Origin of the sequence: Acidiphilium iwatense, assembly GCF_021556475.1 — a bacterium.
In the GTDB taxonomy this organism is placed as follows: Bacteria; Pseudomonadota; Alphaproteobacteria; order Acetobacterales; family Acetobacteraceae; genus Acidiphilium; species Acidiphilium iwatense.
Genome location: NZ_JAKGBZ010000021.1, coordinates 13,902 through 31,277, shown reverse-complemented (window position 1 = coordinate 31,277; position 17,376 = coordinate 13,902). Strand labels below are relative to the sequence as shown.

Below are 17,376 nucleotides of genomic sequence, written 5' to 3'. Positions count from 1 at the left end.
GATGATTTTCGGCACGGCTCTGCTGTGCGCCGCGCTGCTTTCAATCAACAGCGCCGCCGCGCAAAATGTCGAGCCCAGTACCGCCGCTCAGCATGTGATCGACACCATATCAGTCGGGAATGACGTCTTGGAAGCCTCACGTCGCTTCAGCATTCCCGTGGCCTGGATCCGCGCTGTTATACGAGTGGAAAGCGGCGGCCATGCCAATGCGGTATCGCCGAAAGGTGCCCTCGGGCTCATGCAGCTCATGCCCTCAACATATGCAGCCATGCGGACGCGCTACGGGCTGGGTGCGGATCCGTTGCAGCCGCACGATAACATCATCGCGGGCACCGCCTATCTGCGCGAAATGCTCGATTGCTACGGCAGGGCAGGTTTCTTGGCGGCCTATAATGCCGGGCCAGCGCAATATGACGCATATCTCGCAACAAGCACGCCGCTTCCGGCCGAAACCCGTGCCTATGTCGCGCGATTGTTGCCAGTGATCGAAGGCAAGCGGAATGCAGTGCTGGCAAGCAACGCTATGCCGCCGCGCGTGGCGATGAACTGGGTGCAAGCTCCGCTGTTCATCACGCCATCTGTCGGACGAACTACGAGCATGCCTGGAAGCAGCGAGACTGCAAATTCGGCAGCATCTCATGCGCGGCCAGCCGCTCACTCTGAGAGCAATGCCATCGCCAATCTGACGCCGTCGCATCACGTTCTCATCAGCATGTTCGTACCAGTATCCGGCAAGGCGGCCCCCTGATGAGCACCTTAGCATTGCGGGGTATCGCAGCGCGTCGCAGCAAATTTCCTGTGGAAGCGTGGTGGAAGGCTGGGAACAAAGACAGGGGATGGCGAGATAAAAGCGCCTGCCACGCCGTCATCCAAGCCGCTGTTGCGGCTTGTCTTTTGGCGTGCAGCGCGGTCGGTCGGTGGCAGGTTCTGCGATTTTACCCAGGAAGTTCAAGGCTTCGATCTGCACAGTGGCAATTTAGAGCGGCGGCTATCCCTCGAAGGATGGCGCCATGAGCCGGGGCGAGAACGACTTCCGCGTTCGGCCCGGCACGACCCGACATAGCCGGGGCGGCGGGCAGGACAAGAGCTTCGTCTCCCAGGTGTTGAAAGCGGCCCGCAAGGCTGGGCCGGCGATCCAGCGATCACCTGGTAAGGGGCGGTCTTTCACGCCCGGCCGCTCCAGCTTCGGCCGCGGCCACGCCGCCTTCAGCCGGAGCCGCCTCTTCAGCTCGGCGCGGCGCGTGGTAGTGAAGGCCCGCGTGGTGCGTCACCAGGGCCAGCGCTTCCGCTCCGCGCCTCTCTCGGCCCATCTGTCTTACCTGAAGCGCGAGGGGGTAAGCCGGGAGGGGGAACGGGGCGTGATGTTCGACGCCGAGACCGACCATGCCGACGACCGCGCCTTCGCCGAGCGCTGCGAGGATGACCGGCATCATTTCCGATTTATCGTCTCGCCCGAAGATGCCGGCGAGATGACCGACCTCAAGGCGTTCACGCGCGATCTCGCGCGGCAGATGGAGGCCGATCTCGGTACGAAGCTGGACTGGGTGGCGGTGGACCACTGGAACACTGACAACCCGCATGTCCATCTGCTCATGCGGGGCGTCGATGAGACCGGCGCCGATCTCGTCATCTCGCGGGATTATATTAGCCGGGGCCTGCGCTCGCGCGGCGAGGATCTGGTCTCCATCGAGCTGGGGCCGAAGCCCGAGCACGCCATCCGGTCGGTGCTGGAGCAGGAGGTGGACGCCGACCGCTGGACGCGCCTCGATGTGGAGATCCGCTTCGCGGCCGACGAGACGGGCCTGGTCGATCTCCGTCCGGCCCAGCCTGGCCCCGACGATCCTGAGATGCGGCGGTTGATGGTCGGACGGCTTCAGAAGCTGGAGCGGATGGGGCTCGCCGCCGAGGCCGGCCCCGGCCAGTGGATGGTCGGTCTCGACGCTGAGAGGACGCTGCGAGACCTCGGCATGCGCGGTGATATCATCAAGACCATGCATCGGGCCTTTACTGAGCAAGGCCGAGATCGCGGCGGCGCGGATTACGCCATCGACGGTGCGGCTCCGGACTCATCGATCATCGGGCGGCTGGTGGACAAGGGGCTGCATGACGAGCTGACCGGGGAAGCTTATGCCGTCATCGACGGCACAGACGGCCGTGCCCACCATGTCCGCTTCCGGGGGATTGAGGCGTTCGAGCACGCGCCGCCCCTCGGCGGCATCGTCGAAGTGCGGCGCTTCGGCGGCCAGGATGACAAGCAGCCGACGCTGGTGCTGGCGACGCGGTCCGACTTCGATCTCGACCGGCAGGTCGGGGCGCCGGGCGCCACCTGGCTCGATCATCGCCTGGTCGAGCGCCAGTCGATGCCGCTCGCCATGGGCGGGTTCGGCGGCGAGGTCCGGGAGGCCATGAAGGCGCGAACCGAGCATCTGATCCAGGAGGGAATGGCGCGGCAGCAGGGGGACCAGGTGACGTTCCAACGCAACTTGCTGGCAACCTTACGCCAGCGCGAGTTGGACGAGGTGGCGGGAAAGCTGTCTGCGACGACAGAGCTACCACGCGTGGAGGCCGTCGTAGGAGAACATGTCATAGGGGTCTATCGCCAGCGGCTCACGCTTTCGTCCGGGCGCTTCGCCATGATCGATAATGGTCTGGGCTTTCAGCTCGTGCCTTGGTTACCGGCGCTGGGGAGCAAACTTGGACAGAGCGTTTGCGGGGCAATTCGCAATGACGGTGGGATCGATTGGACTATCGACCGCAAGCGCGGACTTGGGCTCTAGATGCCGCTGGCCCGCCATCTCAAGAATGCGACCGGGTAAACTCCCAACCCGCCATCGCGGCAAGGATAAATTCCCGCCCAAGAGACGGAGTGTGGTTAAGATTGAGAAACCTTATCCATCGGGCCAGACCCTGACGTTTGGATTGGACGACAACTATGGACACAACAACATTGGCTACGAGTCACGGTGACCACCAACCCTTTTACGGATTCACTCGGGAAGAGGACCGATGGGCAGCGCTTCGCGCGCGTGATCAGGCTGCCGATGGCGCCTTCTTCTACGCGGTTCGTACAACGTCGGTGTATTGCTATCCGTCCTGTGCGGCGCGTCCTGCCCTCAGGGAAAACGTCGCCTTCTTTGCGATCCGGGATGAGGCAGAGAGGGCCGGCTTTCGCCCGTGCAACGATGCCGGCCAGACCTTTCACCCCGAGCACAGCGGGAAGCGGCCTTGGTGGCCAGAGCCTGCAAGCTGATCGAGACGGCTGAGGAAGCGCTATCTCTTTCCGAGCTCGCGTGTGCAGTCGGATGCAGTCCGCACCATTTTCATCGCCTGTTCCGGCGCATCACGGGAGTGACGCCCAAAGGCTACGCCGATGCACACCTGCAAAACCGTGTACAGGCGGCCCTTACCAAAGGCGTGAGCGTGGCCGAAACGCTCTATGACGCCGGCTTCAATTCGTCGAGGCGTTTCTACGATACAACTGACGCAATCTTGGGCATGACACCGCCAGCCTACCGCGCGGGGGGCGCGGGCGAGATCATCCACCATGCGACAGGTCAGAGCAGCCTTGGCTGTGTTTTGGCGCGACACGCGGCCAGCACACGCGGCATCTGTGCAATTCTGTTGGGTGACGAGCCTGATGCGCTCATAAAGGATCTCGCAGCCCGCTTCCCGCGCGCCGAGCACAGGCCGGGCGATGCCGGGTTCGCCCAGATTGTGGCCGATGTCGTTCGGCTCGTGGACGATCCCGCGGATGAAACTGTGCCAGTGCTACAGCCTGCCTGGTTCACGATCAGCTGGCTCTCAACACAGCACAAACCTCCCAGTTCTCGGCACGTTCATCTACTCGCGTACAGGTCTCTTAGCTCGCGAAATAGCCCGGCTGGCCGATATTCGCGATGAGGCCGATCTGCGTCGGCTTCCAGTCCAGCCATTTCTGCGTCAAAGCGCTGGATGCGGGCATGTCGAGGCCCGCGAACATCGCGAGTGGCCCGTAATAATCGTCAGCCTCCTCCGGCTTTATAGAGACGACGGGCACGTTCAGAGCGCGGCCAATCACCTCGATGATTTGAAGCAATGGCACGCCTTCTTCACCAACGGCATGATAGATGCTGTCCGCTGCGCCTTTCTCCAATGCGAGCCGGTAGAGGCGGGCGACGTCCAGCCTATGCCCTGCGGCCCAGCGAGCGCTGCCGTCACCGACATAAGCGGCGGCACCTTTCCGGCGTGCGCCTTCGAGCAGATACGTGATCAAGCCTGCCTTGCCGTCACCGCCATGCACTTGCGGCAGGCGTATCGCCATCGCGCGTACGCCGCGCGACGCATAGGCCAGACCGGCTTGTTCCGACACGCGCGGAACATGCGCGCTGGCGTCACGCCGCATCTCTTCGGTGATCACCACGCCCGGTGCGATGAGACCGGTTCCTGAGGTGACGATGAAGGGCTTGTCGGTGCCTTCCAGCACATCGCCCATCGCTTCGATGGCACGCTTGTCGATCTGCCCGTTTTCCGCGAATTTCGAGAAATCGTGGATGAAGGCGAGATGGATCACGCCATCGGCGTCCGCCGCGCCCGCGCGCAAGCTGTCGAGATCTTCGAGCGAACCGCGATGCACCTCCGCGCCGGCTGCTTTCAGCGCCACGGCGTTGGCATCGGAGCGGGCGAGACCCACCACCTGGTGGCCATTCGCGATCAATTCCCGGGTTGTGGCGGCGCCGATGAATCCGGCCGCGCCGGTTATGAAGACACGCATGTGAACTCTCCTTGTTGTTGTCGAGCGAAGCGATCAGCCGGCGAGCGCAATTCCGCCTTCGATCTTGATGGTCTGCCCCGTCAGGAAGCCGTTGCGCATGCAGGTCAGATAGGCCTCCGCGGCTTCGGCGGGCTGCCCGGGACGTGGCACCAGTTGTTTCTGCGCCATGGCCGCCAGCCCTTCGCGATAGCCTTCGGGGAAGGCGTCCCACAGCTCGGTGTCGATAAGGCCGGGGCACACGCAGTTCACGCGCACTGGTGCCAGATCGACGGCAAGGCCGAGCGCCAATCCTTCCACGGCGCAGGCGCCGGCCGTCACCATAGGCCGGCCCTTCATCGGTCTGTACGCGAGCATGCCGTTGGTGATGGTGTAGGAGCCGTCGGGCGGCAGCTTGGTAGCGCCATGCTTGGCCACGGCAACCGCGCCCCAGAACCGCGTCGTCAGTCTTGCCGCCGCCTTCGGCAGATCGAGATCGGCGAGTGCGCCGGGCATAACACCGTCCCAATCGCCCGCCGTGAAGGCGATGTGATCGAACGCGCCATTATCCTTGAAGAACTGCGCGACGTTGCCTTCATGGCGCACATCAATGACCGCTGATGACGCGCCGATGGTTTGCGCGGCTTCGGCTATCTTCTTCGCATCGCGCGAGGCGATCAAGACTTGCGCGCCTTCTTTCGCGGCGCCCTGAGCTATGCCAAATCCGATGCCGGAACCGCCGCCGATCACCATCACGCGTTTGTCTTTTAGCATCATCACAGAGCTCCTTGCTGAACTCGACTTGGAATTTCGGCCGATGTGCTATGATGGTAAAGTAGTGACTTCATACCGGTATAATTGCTAACAGGATGACGATGCCGCCCGCGAATGAAAACTTGCTGGGGATCTATCTGAAGGATCGCCGTGCGAAACTCGATCCCACCGCGTTCGGCTTGCCCCTAGCGCGCCGCCGTACGCCGGGTCTCCGCCGCGAGGAGGTGGCCCAACGCGCCAATGTCAGTGCCACGTGGTACACATGGCTGGAGCAGGGACGAGGCGGTGCACCATCCGCCGATGTGCTCGACCGCATCTCGCAGGCGATGATGCTGACGGACGCCGAGCGCGAGCACCTGTTTCTGCTCGGATTGGGCCGCCCGCCCGAAGTTCGCTATCGCGCGCCCGAAGGCATCACGCCGCGTTTGCAACGCGTGCTCGACACGCTGGACCATAGTCCCGCGTTTATTCGAACCGCCACGTGGGATGTGATCGCATGGAATAAAGTTGCGGCGGCGGTTTTGACCGATTACAGCACGCTGCCGGAGGGCCAACGCAACGTGTTGCGCATGATATTTCACGATTCACGTATCCGCGCGGCGCAGTCCAATTGGCAAAGCGTTGCACGGTATGTTGTAGCATCGTTCCGCGCCGACGTGGCGCGCGCCGGCGCGGCGCGGAACGTGCAATCGCTTGTCGATGAACTCTGCGCGACCAGTGCGGAATTCGCGTCAATGTGGCGCGACAACGATGTGCAGGCCCATGGCGAAGGCGTGAAAGTCTTGCAGCATCGCACCGTTGGGCCGCTTTCGTTGGAGTTTTCGGCTTTTGCCGTCGATGGCCGACCCGATCTCACTATGGTGATCTACAATCCCGCAACGCCCGAAGATGCGGACAAGATCAGGGCATTACTCAAATAAAAATCTTCACATCCACAGTTTGATCTGTATGACTGATCGTGATCGCCTCCAGAAGAAAGCAAACGCGCTTTTCGAAGCAAGGCGCCCACCGGCCACACCGCGCCACAAACCATCCAATCAAACATTATCCTTCTCGACCATGCCGCATGATCGCGCTATCTCCATTACGCTGGCACAAACTTTCCGGCTGGCCACTTTAGGTGCAATCGGCTTTCTGTTTCGAGGATGCGGTTATCATCGGTCCTGTGCAGCGAGTCCAGCACACAGATTACGTCCGAACCAACAAACAGGACCATTAACAGCTTCCAATGGTGGGAAACACCAAGCGATAGCGCCCGGATCATGGCACTATGGGAAATTTACGCCGAAGTCACGACGGGTCGATATCCACAGATTCCGCTTCGGCCTATCCACCCAAAATCGGCCGAAAGAGTCTACATTACAAGCCGTCCAGCTGTGTGCAGCCCAGTTAAAGGATAGTTGCCCGTCAGTTTTTGTTGGCGAACTAAGAGTCCCTTTCAAAACCCTCCGACCAATGCCCGTAGGCATATGAATGAGCAGGCGATAGTGGTGAGAGCATGATGAATGTCGATGCGGCGTTCGTATCGGATGGTAAGCCTTCGGAAGCGGTTGATCCAGGCGAAGCTGCGTTCGATGACCCATCGGTGTCGACCGAGTTTTTGCGAGGTTTCCTGCCCCCGCCGGGCGATGCGGGGTTGAATGTTGCGGTGCTTGCAAGCGTCGCGACAGCGCTTGTGGTCATAGGCTTTGTCGGCGTGCAGCTTGTCTGGCCGGCGGCGCGGCCTGCCGCGCTTTCCGGTGACGGCAGGGATGGTGTCGATCAGTTCCTCGAACGGCATGCTGTCATGGACGTTCGCGCCGGTCAGCAGAAAGGCGAGCGGAATGCCCTGACGGTCCGTCGCGAGATGGCGTTTCGTGCCGGGCCTGCCTCGATCTGTTGGATTAGGCCCCGTCGCAGCGCCCCCTTTTTGGCCGCGATGGAGGAAGAATCCACGCAAGCCCGACTCCAGTCGATGCGGTCGGCATCACGCAACCGCCGTAGCAATTCATGGTGCAGCCGGGTCCATACACCGGCCGCCTGCCAGTCGCGCAGCCGCCGCCAGCAGGTGATGCCGGAGCCACAGCCCATCTCCAATGGCAACATCTCCCAGGGAATGCCTGAGCGCAGCACGAACAGGACCCCTGTTAACGCCGCGCGCGACGATACCCGAGGCCGCCCGCCCCTGGGCTTCGGTGGCTCAGGTGGCAGTAACGGTTCAATGATCGACCATAGCAAGTCGGGGAGATGAGGTGAGGCCATCCCTCCCCATGAATCACCCTATCCGAGCCGGGCAAGAGGTTTTGAAAGGGACTCTAAGTGTCACCCGAGGTTTTTCTCACGCCATGACAGATAATTTTTCCGCAATTTGCTTTTCCTCAACCCGATGGGTTCGGGCAGCATGACGGTTTCCTTCATACGACTTAAACAAAAATGGCGAAAATCTCCCCGCAATTCGCACCAAGCGATGAGGATACAATTGGCATCAGAATAGCCCAGAAGCACAGGCCACACTGTTCGTTTCGAATGCTGGCCATCTTCCCTTCGATACCGAAATTGAAGCTTATGTCCGGTTCTTATTGCGGATCGGATGAGCGAAGTGTCGAGGAGTTCGATCTCTTCTCCAATAGGTGGCTTAGATCCCACGCTCGGCTCGGAGATGAAGCAACGTAAATGCTCTGGGATAGCGGCTGATATTTTGGCTATGACATCATGGGCAGCGTTGGAAAGGGCTTTGTCGGCGAGGCCAGTCACCCATCGTGCCCCAAGAAACACCGCCTCAATCTCGTCGGCGGTCAGCATCAACGGGGGCAGATCATAGCCTTCTGATAAAACGTAACCAAAGCCTGCCTCGCCTTCGATCGGAACTCTTTGGCTCATCAGTTCAGCGATATCCCGATATATCGTGCGCTTCGACACCTCGAGTTCATCTGCCAAGTCAGCAGCAGTCACCGGGCGGGAAGAACGGCGCAGAATTTGGATAATTTGGAATAACCGGTTTGTGGGGCGCATGCATGGACTCCTGCTGCCATAATGCTGTCAGCAGGGGTATGCGACAAGATCACGCCGCCCCCGCTAAGCGGTCAGTTGGAAGGATTCAAATGAAGTTTGCATCGACACGCCTTATCGCCAGTGATATCAAAAACATGGTCTCATTCTATGAGATGGTGACCGGATTGTCAGCTGAATGGCTTGCCCCCGTATTCGCAGAGATCATAATGCCAGGAGCGACACTTGCCATCGGCGCGGTTGAAACCGTCGCACTTTGGAAAGAAGGAAGCGCCGAACCGGGTTCCAATCGCAGCGCCTATATCGAATTTCAAGTAGAGAATATCGATTCTGAATATCGGCGTCTGAAAGATAAGGTAGTCCTGGTACATGAACTGAAAACTATGCCCTGGGGCAATAAGACTTTCCAATTTCGAGACCCCGAGGGAACGGCTGTATCTTTATATATGCCTGTTACAGAAGAAGCTAAAAAGCGGTTTGAATCTAGACAACGTCAGTGAACACCCATGTCTTGCACAAGGGTCAAACGTTCATCACCCGGCATCAAGTCATTGATCGGCACGCTCACTGAGATCAAAATACAACTGTAATACTAGATGGCCGGGATGGTTTTGATCAGGTTGGCCGCATCCAAATGCCTGGCGCCGTGGTGATGCGCCGGGCCTATCCCGCGCGTTGCATCGACGGCGATGGAGTAAATAGAATGATCGAGTCCCTTGCTCGGGCGCTCAAGCAGTATACTGAGCGGCAGATAGGCGTCGGCCCCTATCTGACGGAGATCGAAGGGGTCGGGATCCTTCGCTCCGATCATCCCAAACCGCCCCTGCACATGATTTCGCGACCCTCGCTATGCATAGTTGCGCAGGGCGCCAAACGAGCGAGCTTCGGCGATACGCAACTGGAATACCGTGCCGGACAAGCGCTTCTTGTCGGCGTCGAAACACCATCGGTCGGCCGGGTGTTCACGGCCAGCCCGGATGCACCCTGCCTTGTCCTGGCCATGGAACTAGATCTAGCACTTCTTCGGAGCGTGCTAGAGCGTATGCCTGCCCCACCCCCCCCCGACGGCAATTGCGGGAGTGGCGTCCTAATCGCCGATGTCGAGGGGCCGGTGACGGAGTGCGCGCTGCGCCTTATGCGTCTTCTAGACACGCCCGAGGCCATTCCGACGCTCTATCCGCTGATCGTTCAGGAAATTTGTTATTGGCTACTGGCCGGGCCGCAGGGCGGAGAAGTCGTTCGGCTGGCCCTGGCCAATCCGTCGCAGGGTGTGATTGCGGCGCTGCATGCCTTGCGCCAGAACTACCGCCAGCCGATGCGGGTGGGGGAACTGGCGGAGATCGCGCAGATGAGCGCATCGGCTTTCCATCGCCAGTTTAGGGCGCTGACCTCCTATTCACCGCTCCAGTATCTGAAACGCATGCGGCTGCTGGAGGCTCGACGGATGATGACTGCAAACGCACTGAAGGTCGAGACCGTAGCCTTCGACGTGGGCTACGAGAGCGCCTCCCAGTTCAGCCGCGAATATACCCGCATGTTCGGCGCGTCGCCGAAGCGAAATGTACAGAACGTGCTCGCAAGCCAGGCGCTCGCCTGACGTGGCGTGAAGACCGCTGCTGGCGAAAAGGCGTCCCCCGGCGGGCCTTGTGACTTCTCACGCCAGATTACAGGATCAGGCAAGAAATCGGCAGGTTCCGATATTCCGATGCAGGGCTTCCGGCAGCAGATTGTGGCAACGCGGCTCTCCGGCTGAATCGAACCCGACGAGGGGCGACTGGCGCGCGGGGCGCGATTGACCACAAATCCGGAGAGACAACATGGAGATGACCCGGAACACGGTCCTCGTGACCGGCGGCACCAGCGGTATCGGGAAGGCACTGGCTGCGCAATTACTGGCGCGTGGCAACATCGTCCTGATTACCGGGCGTTCGCAGGAGCGGCTCGACGCAGCCCAGTCGGACTTGCCCGGCGTTCACTGCTTCATTTGCGATCAGGCTGACCCTGCCGCCATAGTGCGCCTTCATGATGAAGCGACACACGCCTTTCCCAATCTCAACATCCTGATAAACAACGCCGGCATCGGACTGAAGAGGAACCTCAACGATACTACCGTGCCGGTCTCGGATCTCGAGCGCGAGGTCCGCACGAACCTGATCGGACCAATCCAGATGAACCACCAGTTCCTACCGACGCTCAAGCGTCAGAAGACGGCGGCGATCGTCAATGTCACCTCGGGCCTTGCCTTCGTCCCGTTGGCGCCCAAGCCGCTCTATTCCGCTACCAAGGCGGCGATGCACAGCTACACTATGACCCTTCGGGCACAGCTGACGCACAGCAGCGTCAAGGTGATCGAACTGGCGCCGCCAGCAACCGATACCGACTTCAACAAGGGCCAGGAAGACATGAACACCCCGGGGCGGATGAGCCCGGAAAAAGTGGCGGAGGCCGCGATCAAGGGGATGGAGCAGGACCGAGACGAGATCCTACCGGGGCAGGCACGCGCCTTGCGGCTGATGGGGCGACTGCGCCACCAAATGGTTCTTGCTAGGGCGGTCGCCGAGAAAATGAGCAAAGCCGGCTGACCAATGGAACTAGGTAGCAAGGCTGAGAAACTCAATGCAAAGTCACGAAGCTGCGGCCAGTCCGCCTTCTGACGGGGGAGTGCCGGGGCAAGCGGAGGGAGTCGTGGATCACGTTTCAAACCGCACCTGAATCTCTGGAGTCCACAGAACCTAGCCTTGGATTAGCCCCCCAAGTCACGATCAACGGGAAAGGCCGAATACCGTGACAAGCGAAAGAAAGGCTCCGTGCGATAGGTGGGGTCCAGAGCGAGTCTGGCGAGACGCTCGCCGATTGCGGGGGCAAATTTGGCTCCGTGACCCGAGCAGGATGAGGCCACAATCAGATTTGAATTTGGCCACCGATCGATGATGAATTCATTTCCCTTATCGGGTCGCCGATCAGCTGGCTTAGTATTCGTATAGAGGCAGATGTCACGCTCCGTGATTGGACCCGCCGCGCCCGGCACGAAATCGGCCAGCGCCTTGGAAACCGGACGCAACTCATCGTTGTTCGGGGGCAGCGCCCAGGCATCCGAATCGGTGACCGGGCCGAGGTTATGAGGTGCCGCTTTGACGCCGCGCCCCTCAAAATCTGGAAAGCCATAGATGAGATTATCCTCGCTGATTGCCAGAAGAAAGATAGGGAATACGTTCAACTTCGTCGTGTCAGACCATGCCGGCTTGAACCAACCCACGGTCTGTCTGGTCACTTCGAGAATCTGAGACAGCTCGGGAAGAAACTTGGCTGTCCAGGGTCCCAAAGCGAGGATTGCGCGGTTGGCGCGGATCGTCTCGGTCGGCGTTTGGATAAGGACATGGTCACCACCGTCCTCAAGGCGAGTGATTGCACAGCCTACAACGCGACCAACCGCCTTAGCTCTGGATCGAAGCGCTGTGAGAGCCAACTGCGCGAGTAGAATAGCGCCACCGTCCTGGACTACCGCATCCCAACCGTGCGGCAACTGGAATGCAGGAAACATAGCGTTAACTTCTCGGCCATTCAGCAGCGGTGGAGGTTTAAGCCCAAACGCACCCACAGCCTCTCGTGAAGCCCGGATCACGTCCGACCCCTGCGGTCCGGCTTCCAGCACAGGGCTTGGAATAAGCAGCTGTTGCCTGGACTCATTCGCCAACCGCTCCCAACCGGAAAAAGCTTCGTCGCTAAGTTCCGTATAGTTCTTGTTCTCAAAGTTAAAGCGACGAAAGACGCGACTTGAGCCGTGCGAAGAGCCTGTCTCAGCACCAGGCCCGAGCGGGTCGAACCCGATCGCGTCTGCGCCATAACGTAATAAGGCGTCGAGGGCAGCGCTACCAATCAAACCTTGACCAACGACGGCAATATCATAGCGCCGCATCCAAGCCTTCCTTCCACTCTATCAACGTTGATTCGTGCCTCACGCCTACTAAGAATGATAGGCATAATTTTGGATGCCTCAGCTTGCATCCTTATAAAAGCCAAGCTCCTAGACACTGAAAAGCCCCGTCAGTCAAATTCCACCTCGACCCAAAACTTCTTACACGACAACTCAAAATTTCTCAAAAATGTCAAAACAAAAGCCAACCCTTCAGGTAGTGCCACCCGCCGGAGGGTTTGGTTCGCCAAGCTTCTGCGTAATGTATACTCGAAACATTATCTCCAACTCTTGCACAGCGCCCGGACTCGAAGGGGCCGTTTCATCGACTGTCATAGCAGTCATCAACTTCATACCGTTCAATAACAGTATTGCTACATCTTGAAGAGACTGACCCGCGTCTCCTCTTGGCCAATGCAATCTCAAGACCGACACAATTCGCTCTACGGCCCACAGGCCAGCTCTGGTGACACTCATGTCCGACTGCGCATCATCCGCCATCAACGTGCAAAAGGCGCGCGCTTCGTGATGCTGAGTGTTCATCATGTAAAGAATACGTCTGACAAGACTCTCTGTTGTGATCCCAGGCGCCTCTCTTTCAAGTACGTCAAACTCATTACCAAAAATTTTCATACCTCGTTGGATAACAGACTCTGCGAGCGCCGCCTTATTTGGGAAAAAACGATAAAGAGAAGCTATATTAGCGCCTGCCCTCGAAGCAACTTCAGTTAAAGTGGCGCCGTCATAACCCTTCTCTGAAAACACAAGCTCGGCGGCCTCTAATATGCTTTCGACCCGGCGACGCCCAGAACTGCGCTGAGGAATCACTGCGCGTCCTGTTTTTGAACGACTTGACATATTTGAGGACATCCTTAACTATGGCCTTGTTTGAGGGCATCCTCAAGTAGCTGAACCAATCTGAACCGGGGGTCAAGGGCTCTCCGGGGAACCTGCGACCGAGCAAAAGGAGCGTCATCGAATGAACGACTTATCAATTGTTTCCTTATTTTTCGGGGGATCTTGTTTGATCAACGCGGTGCCACATCTCGTCTCCGGTGTAACCGGGAGACCTTTTCCAACTATATTCGCGAAACCGATTGGTGTCGGCCTCTCCTCTCCGGTAATCAATCTGATCTGGGGATCGGCGAATCTCTTCTTCGCATACATGTTGCTGTGTCGGTTTGCAGAATTCGAAATTCAAAACCCGATTGATGCTACTTCCGTGGGAATAGGAGCACTCGTGATGGGTCTAGGTTTAGCCCGACATTTTGGGCACCTTGAAACGTCACAGGAGGTATCGCGAATAGATCGTGCGTAGACCTGTAGAAGAGAGGTCTTCAACCCGCCAATCTAGGCACGTAGCCTTGAGGCGTTCTGAAGATTGATAAGGCTCGCGGTCCTTCGATCGATCTTAAAGCACCGACGGATTGATTGCCTGTATCAACGAGATAGACAACGAGGTCGGCCATTCTGGTGCTGTATACATCCCTCAACGTCGGGTCGCCCCCTTGGGCAAATTGAGATTCCCGGACCTGATCGTTCTGCCTGAAGCAAGCGCCATCTGATGGATGTCGAACTCCGCGATCTGAAATGGGCGATTATCGCTTCTCAGCATCGCAGCCTACGACGTGCGGCACAAGTGCTCAACATCCGGCAGTCTACTCTGAGTCGCCGCATCCGAGACCTCGAACTTCGTATCGGGGCAGAACTGTTTGAGCGCACGAATGGCGGCACTCATCCCACGCTCATAGGCCGTGAATTTCTGGACATTGCTCAACGTGTTATCGAGGAAACCGCCGCCGCCTTTACTCGGTTCAAGGCGATGTCGAACGGTCAGGCGGGTCGGCTTACAATTGGGATCTATGTCTCGCTTGCGACGGGTAATCTAAAAGCAACTCTGGTGGAATATCATCGCCGATTTCCGAATGTTGACGTCCACACCGTCGACGGCACTCATGATCGATTGCTCTGCAATATGATATCGAGCACCGTGGATGTGGCGATCATGACCACTTATTATCCGGGTTGGGATGATCACAAACTGCCATTGTGGAGCGAGCGAGTGATTGCCGCGTTACCCGAGAGGCATCGGTTAGCGGAAAAATCTATGCTTCAATGGACCGACCTAGCAGGCGAGTCCATCCTGGTGCAGCAACGCGGCGCGGGACAGGAGATGCAGAGACTACTCGCCATCAAACTTGATCCCATCGGTGTGCAGCGGCTCCTGAACCAGGACGTCGGCATTGATCGACTGATGAGTTTAGTTAGTGCAGGATTTGGTATCTGCTTGATACTCGAAGGTGCGATAGGAGCACGGTATGATGGCGTGGTTTATCGAGAGATTCACGATCAAGACGGCCCCGCGCGGTTTAATTTTGCTGCTTACTGGCGCGAGACCAATAATAACCCAACACTCCGGCCGTTTCTCGACATTTTGCGCGAACGCTACCCAGACCTCTCGGCCACGGCAGAGATAAGGTGAGCCGCTGCCCCTCGACGCGCCTTTATGAACGCTCGATCCGTCGCCATGAACCGCTGGATCATCGGCACGATCAGTTTTCCCGGATTTGAAACTGGCTGCCCGGTATTTCGGCTTAGCAGTTCAGCATAAGCGACCAGATCGCGATGCACAGCGGCGGGTAGCTCGATCGTCAACTTGATGGGCTTATCGTCTTCCAATGGACCAAGCTTAAGTTTCGTCATGGTGTATTTTTCATTTCATAAGGGGCCAGCACGAGATCACGCGTGACCATCACGTCAACCGGAAATCCCGGCCTGATGGTGAGCGTGGGCTGCACGTCGAGTTCGCGCTGGACGATTTGCTGCCCGGTCTGGCTGATGCTGTTGGAGGCGCCCATGCGCAGGGCCTGGGCGAGATTGTTTCCGCTATTGCTGGTACCTGCCTCGGCGCCGACGCTGAGGATGGTGGACAAGATCGCTCCGTCGAACAGCATCCCCCAGTGATTATTCACCCGGTCATAGAGGCCGGCATAGCCCTGCGTGTCAGCGCCCGGCAGGCGATCCAGCACGATGGATTCTCCATCCGGCATGATCAGCCGCGTCCAGACGAGCAGTACCCGGCTCTGCCCGAAGGTGACCGAGCTATCGTATTGCCCGATCAGTTTCGCGCCCTGAGGAATGAGCAGATAGCGCCCGGTTGGACTGTCATAGACGTCTTGGGTGACCTGGGCGATGATTTGCCCGGGCAGGTCGGAGCGGATGCCGGTGATCAGCGCCGCCGGGATTACAGTGCCCGCCTGCACGACATAGGGCGAGGCGGGTTTTTGTAGCCGGTCCGGGCTGACCGTGCGCCGGTTCACAGGCTCGCTCATGAAGGCCGTCTTGCTGTTTGTCGCACTGGCCGTCCTAGACAATGACATGTCCGCTGCCTGCACTGCGGTTTTTCCATCGGCAGCTTTGGAGCCCTGATTCTTTGGCTGCCGATCCTCCTGCACGAAGAGCTTGCTGGCGAGCGCCGCCTGCTGTTGCTGGGCCAGCCGCCGCGCGTCGGAATTCGTGCCGCTTGTCATCAGGGCAGTACCCGTTGTGGCATGGGCATGGGCATTGACGATGGCCGGCCCGAGATCCCCCGGTAAAGGTGGCCCGAGCTTGGGTGCATGGTTCGCTGCCAGCCCGGCATAACTCTTCGGCAGGCTGGAGAGGCCATCGGCCTCGGCATGTGTCTGCGTATCGTAGAGGTTGCTGGCCGTGCCGGATGGCTTATGCGATTGCAGCCCATAGCCAAGTGCGCCGGCCACTGCGAGCGCGCCCATGCCGCCGAGACCAATCAGCACCTTGCGGGACAGGCGCGTGACGCGCGGTATGTCGCCCCGGAGCCGGAAGCCCTCGGCGGCCGTGGGCTGGGTGCTGGGTGGCAGGACGGTGCCTGCCCCTTCCTCGCCCTCGGTTGCGGTCATGAACGGGGCACCCCGTCGGTGCGGACAATCCGCACTACTTGCTGCCCTCCTTTGCCGCCCAGGCGCAATTCCGCCGCCGCGAAGAGCTGGTCCACGATGTAATAATTGCCCTGCACCCGGTAGTTCACCAGTTCCGAGCCGCCGGTCGGCCCCACCACGAAGAGCGGTGGCATGCTGCCTTGCGCGATCCCGGACGGGAATTCGATATAGACTTTTTTGCCGTCATCGAAGGCGCGTAACGGCCGCCAGGGCGGATTGTCGCCCTCGATCGCGTAGCGGAAATTCAACGCCGAGATATTGATTCCCGCCGCGATCGGGGCGGCCGCGTCGGCCTCCGCGTTCTGCTGTTTCAAGGCAAAAATCTGATCTTCGGGATATTGCCAGGAAACCGAGGCCATGTAGGTCTTCGGCGTAGAATGCAGCTCAAGCAGATAGGTTCGCTTGTCGGTGTTGATTACCAGATTGGTCTGCAGGTCCGGCATGATCGGCTTGACCAGGATATGCACGCGCTCGCTGGGGCCCGTGCCGCTGTCGGTATTGCCGATGATCCAGCGCACGGTATCGCCGGCGGCGATCGGCCCGGAGCCAGCAAGCTTCTCACCGGGCTGGAGTTCGATATCGGTGATTTCGCCGGGCGAGGTGTAGACTTGGTAGAGTGCGCCCGCCGCATAGGGGTAAACTTGCACGGCGTTGATGAAACCATCCCGTACCGGCTGCACCCGGGCTGCCGCATCGGCTCGTTCGATCCGCACCAGCGGGTTGGACGATTGCGCGGACGTCGCTCCGCCTGCCCCGCCGTCGGGTAGCTTCTTCAACTGCCCAGGCAGCGGTAAGGGCTCCGGCACCTGAACGATCCGGACCGGCTTTGGCGGAGGAGGCAGCAAGGTGGCCTTCACCGCGTTGTCGTAGTTGATCTTGGGCGGGATGAATTTTTGCGCGCAACCGCTGAGCGCGGTGGCCATCAGCAACAGCGCCGTAAAGCCGTATCTGCGGCGGCGTGTATCTGCGCCTTTCTGGCGGCTCCAGCTGCTCCGGCTGCGTGCCGCGATAGGTGTTCC

18 protein-coding genes are annotated in these 17,376 nt (G+C 59.4%); 9 read left to right on the top strand and 9 right to left on the bottom strand.

What is annotated here, in order from left to right; all coding sequences use genetic code 11:
- Position 1 precedes the first annotated feature (1 nt).
- The 4 genes from L2A60_RS11635 to L2A60_RS11625 all read left to right on the top strand — a co-directional run bounded on the left by L2A60_RS11635 (position 2) and on the right by L2A60_RS11625 (position 3,900).
- Positions 2-748: a lytic transglycosylase domain-containing protein gene (locus L2A60_RS11635; RefSeq protein ID WP_235704546.1), complete on the top strand. Its 747-nt coding sequence runs from the start codon at positions 2-4 to the stop codon at positions 746-748.
- Positions 749-1,010: 262 nt separating this feature from the next.
- Entirely contained in the window at positions 1,011-2,777 is a 1,767-nt protein-coding gene (locus L2A60_RS11630) for a relaxase/mobilization nuclease domain-containing protein (protein ID WP_235704545.1), read from the top strand.
- A 155-nt stretch (positions 2,778-2,932) separates the two neighbouring features.
- Positions 2,933-3,250 carry an Ada metal-binding domain-containing protein gene (locus L2A60_RS20885; protein WP_407932543.1) on the top strand — a complete coding sequence of 106 codons (318 nt, stop codon included), beginning with the start codon at positions 2,933-2,935 and terminating at the stop codon, positions 3,248-3,250.
- Positions 3,229-3,900 carry a helix-turn-helix domain-containing protein gene (locus L2A60_RS11625; RefSeq protein ID WP_235704579.1) on the top strand — a complete coding sequence of 224 codons (672 nt, stop codon included), beginning with the start codon at positions 3,229-3,231 and terminating at the stop codon, positions 3,898-3,900. The genes L2A60_RS20885 and L2A60_RS11625 overlap by 22 nt, the downstream gene beginning before the upstream one ends.
- Here L2A60_RS11625 and L2A60_RS11620 read toward each other — a convergent pair.
- Both L2A60_RS11620 and L2A60_RS11615 read right to left on the bottom strand, forming a co-directional pair.
- A complete protein-coding gene (locus L2A60_RS11620; RefSeq protein WP_235704544.1) occupies positions 3,860-4,750 on the bottom strand; it encodes an SDR family oxidoreductase in 891 nt (296 codons plus the stop codon). The two genes, L2A60_RS11625 and L2A60_RS11620, sit on opposite strands and share 41 nt — an antisense overlap.
- Positions 4,751-4,783: 33 nt before the next feature.
- Positions 4,784-5,503, bottom strand: a complete 720-nt coding sequence (locus L2A60_RS11615) for an SDR family oxidoreductase (protein WP_235704543.1) — start codon at positions 5,501-5,503, stop codon at positions 4,784-4,786.
- Positions 5,504-5,595: 92 nt separating this feature from the next.
- Between L2A60_RS11615 and L2A60_RS11610 the strand changes: the two genes are divergently transcribed.
- Positions 5,596-6,420 (top strand): helix-turn-helix transcriptional regulator, encoded by an 825-nt coding sequence (locus L2A60_RS11610; RefSeq protein ID WP_235704542.1) that lies wholly within the window; start codon positions 5,596-5,598, stop codon positions 6,418-6,420.
- A 518-nt stretch (positions 6,421-6,938) separates the two neighbouring features.
- On the opposite strand, the gene L2A60_RS11605 is transcribed toward L2A60_RS11610, so the two are convergent.
- Together L2A60_RS11605 and L2A60_RS11600 are read right to left on the bottom strand one after the other, a co-directional pair.
- Positions 6,939-7,741 (bottom strand): IS5 family transposase gene (locus tag L2A60_RS11605; protein ID WP_235704541.1). Its coding sequence is split into 2 segments (ribosomal slippage): positions 6,939-7,411 and positions 7,411-7,741, totalling 804 coding nucleotides; the frame shifts between segments, so codons are not numbered across the junction.
- A gap of 60 nt (positions 7,742-7,801) precedes the next feature.
- The gene (locus L2A60_RS11600) at positions 7,802-8,491 is read right to left on the bottom strand and encodes a helix-turn-helix transcriptional regulator (RefSeq protein ID WP_235704540.1); all 690 of its coding nucleotides are present in this window, start codon (positions 8,489-8,491) and stop codon (positions 7,802-7,804) included.
- Between the two features lie 89 nt (positions 8,492-8,580).
- Between L2A60_RS11600 and L2A60_RS11595 the strand changes: the two genes are divergently transcribed.
- From L2A60_RS11595 to L2A60_RS11585, 3 genes are all read left to right on the top strand, one after another.
- Positions 8,581-8,988, top strand: a complete 408-nt coding sequence (locus tag L2A60_RS11595; protein WP_235704539.1) for a VOC family protein — start codon at positions 8,581-8,583, stop codon at positions 8,986-8,988.
- 203 nt (positions 8,989-9,191) lie between these two features.
- Positions 9,192-10,085 carry an AraC family transcriptional regulator gene (locus tag L2A60_RS11590; RefSeq protein WP_235704538.1) on the top strand — a complete coding sequence of 298 codons (894 nt, stop codon included), beginning with the start codon at positions 9,192-9,194 and terminating at the stop codon, positions 10,083-10,085.
- A gap of 220 nt (positions 10,086-10,305) precedes the next feature.
- The gene (locus tag L2A60_RS11585) at positions 10,306-11,070 is read left to right on the top strand and encodes an SDR family oxidoreductase (protein WP_235704537.1); all 765 of its coding nucleotides are present in this window, start codon (positions 10,306-10,308) and stop codon (positions 11,068-11,070) included.
- Positions 11,071-11,231: 161 nt separating this feature from the next.
- Here the strand turns inward: L2A60_RS11585 and L2A60_RS11580 are convergent, their stop codons facing one another.
- Together L2A60_RS11580 and L2A60_RS11575 are read right to left on the bottom strand one after the other, a co-directional pair.
- Positions 11,232-12,404 (bottom strand): FAD-dependent oxidoreductase, encoded by a 1,173-nt coding sequence (locus tag L2A60_RS11580; protein ID WP_235704536.1) that lies wholly within the window; start codon positions 12,402-12,404, stop codon positions 11,232-11,234.
- A 210-nt stretch (positions 12,405-12,614) separates the two neighbouring features.
- On the bottom strand, positions 12,615-13,259 hold the full coding sequence (locus tag L2A60_RS11575) for a TetR/AcrR family transcriptional regulator (protein ID WP_235704535.1): 645 nt from the start codon (positions 13,257-13,259) through the stop codon (positions 12,615-12,617).
- Positions 13,260-13,965: 706 nt separating this feature from the next.
- Here L2A60_RS11575 and L2A60_RS11570 point away from each other — a divergent pair.
- A complete protein-coding gene (locus L2A60_RS11570; protein ID WP_235704534.1) occupies positions 13,966-14,883 on the top strand; it encodes a LysR family transcriptional regulator in 918 nt (305 codons plus the stop codon).
- On the opposite strand, the gene L2A60_RS11565 is transcribed toward L2A60_RS11570, so the two are convergent.
- From L2A60_RS11565 to trbG, 3 genes are read right to left on the bottom strand one after another with little or no spacing between them, the layout of a single operon-like run.
- Entirely contained in the window at positions 14,847-15,104 is a 258-nt protein-coding gene (locus tag L2A60_RS11565) for a DUF2274 domain-containing protein (RefSeq protein ID WP_235704533.1), read from the bottom strand. The two genes, L2A60_RS11570 and L2A60_RS11565, sit on opposite strands and share 37 nt — an antisense overlap.
- A complete protein-coding gene (locus tag L2A60_RS11560) occupies positions 15,101-16,318 on the bottom strand; it encodes a TrbI/VirB10 family protein (protein WP_235704532.1) in 1,218 nt (405 codons plus the stop codon). The genes L2A60_RS11565 and L2A60_RS11560 overlap by 4 nt, the downstream gene beginning before the upstream one ends.
- Positions 16,315-17,280, bottom strand: a complete 966-nt coding sequence (trbG, locus tag L2A60_RS11555; RefSeq protein WP_235704578.1) for a P-type conjugative transfer protein TrbG — start codon at positions 17,278-17,280, stop codon at positions 16,315-16,317. The genes L2A60_RS11560 and trbG overlap by 4 nt, the downstream gene beginning before the upstream one ends.
- Between the last annotated feature and the right edge of the window lie 96 nt (positions 17,281-17,376).

What these genes read in the sequence shown, in the direction of transcription:
- L2A60_RS11615 (WP_235704543.1), bottom strand. Translation starts at nt 5,503, where the DNA reads ATGATGCTAAAAGACAAACGCGTGATGGTGATCGGCGGCGGTTCCGGC.
- L2A60_RS11635 (WP_235704546.1), top strand. Translation starts at nt 2, where the DNA reads ATGATTTTCGGCACGGCTCTGCTGTGCGCCGCGCTGCTTTCAATCAAC.
- L2A60_RS11570 (WP_235704534.1), top strand. Translation starts at nt 13,966, where the DNA reads ATGGATGTCGAACTCCGCGATCTGAAATGGGCGATTATCGCTTCTCAG.
- L2A60_RS11600 (WP_235704540.1), bottom strand. Translation starts at nt 8,491, where the DNA reads ATGCGCCCCACAAACCGGTTATTCCAAATTATCCAAATTCTGCGCCGT.
- L2A60_RS11575 (WP_235704535.1), bottom strand. Translation starts at nt 13,259, where the DNA reads ATGTCAAGTCGTTCAAAAACAGGACGCGCAGTGATTCCTCAGCGCAGT.
- trbG (WP_235704578.1), bottom strand. Translation starts at nt 17,280, where the DNA reads ATGGCCACCGCGCTCAGCGGTTGCGCGCAAAAATTCATCCCGCCCAAG.
- L2A60_RS11610 (WP_235704542.1), top strand. Translation starts at nt 5,596, where the DNA reads ATGACGATGCCGCCCGCGAATGAAAACTTGCTGGGGATCTATCTGAAG.
- L2A60_RS11585 (WP_235704537.1), top strand. Translation starts at nt 10,306, where the DNA reads ATGGAGATGACCCGGAACACGGTCCTCGTGACCGGCGGCACCAGCGGT.
- L2A60_RS11595 (WP_235704539.1), top strand. Translation starts at nt 8,581, where the DNA reads ATGAAGTTTGCATCGACACGCCTTATCGCCAGTGATATCAAAAACATG.
- L2A60_RS11630 (WP_235704545.1), top strand. Translation starts at nt 1,011, where the DNA reads ATGAGCCGGGGCGAGAACGACTTCCGCGTTCGGCCCGGCACGACCCGA.
- L2A60_RS11560 (WP_235704532.1), bottom strand. Translation starts at nt 16,318, where the DNA reads ATGACCGCAACCGAGGGCGAGGAAGGGGCAGGCACCGTCCTGCCACCC.
- L2A60_RS11590 (WP_235704538.1), top strand. Translation starts at nt 9,192, where the DNA reads ATGATCGAGTCCCTTGCTCGGGCGCTCAAGCAGTATACTGAGCGGCAG.
- L2A60_RS11580 (WP_235704536.1), bottom strand. Translation starts at nt 12,404, where the DNA reads ATGCGGCGCTATGATATTGCCGTCGTTGGTCAAGGTTTGATTGGTAGC.
- L2A60_RS11565 (WP_235704533.1), bottom strand. Translation starts at nt 15,104, where the DNA reads ATGACGAAACTTAAGCTTGGTCCATTGGAAGACGATAAGCCCATCAAG.
- L2A60_RS20885 (WP_407932543.1), top strand. Translation starts at nt 2,933, where the DNA reads ATGGACACAACAACATTGGCTACGAGTCACGGTGACCACCAACCCTTT.
- L2A60_RS11620 (WP_235704544.1), bottom strand. Translation starts at nt 4,750, where the DNA reads ATGCGTGTCTTCATAACCGGCGCGGCCGGATTCATCGGCGCCGCCACA.